This window comes from Escherichia sp. MOD1-EC5495 (assembly GCF_002965965.1).
In the GTDB taxonomy this organism is placed as follows: domain Bacteria; phylum Pseudomonadota; class Gammaproteobacteria; order Enterobacterales; family Enterobacteriaceae; genus Escherichia; species Escherichia ruysiae.
The window spans coordinates 1-222 of record NZ_PTRI01000074.1; the positions used below are offsets into that span (position 1 = coordinate 1).

A 222-nucleotide genomic window follows, 5' to 3' on the forward strand; every position below is an offset into this window, starting at 1 on the left:
TAACCCAGCCGCAGCCGAGCGGAGCCAGACCAAATTTATGACCTGAAGCACTGATTGATTTCACGCGCGGCAGGCGGAAGTCCCAGACAATATCAGGAGCCACGAACGGTGCCAGGAAGCCACCGCTGGCGGCGTCGATGTGCATATCGATATCGATCCCGGTGTCGGCCTGGAATTTATCCAGCGCATCGTGCAGCGGTTGCGGGAACTCATAGTTACCGG

Annotated in this window: 1 protein-coding gene; it reads right to left on the reverse strand. The window is 58.1% G+C overall.

From position 1 onward, the window contains the following. A partial coding sequence (locus BEG40_RS21645) for a pyridoxal-dependent decarboxylase (RefSeq protein ID WP_286135174.1) occupies positions 1-222 on the reverse strand: 222 nt, incomplete at both ends.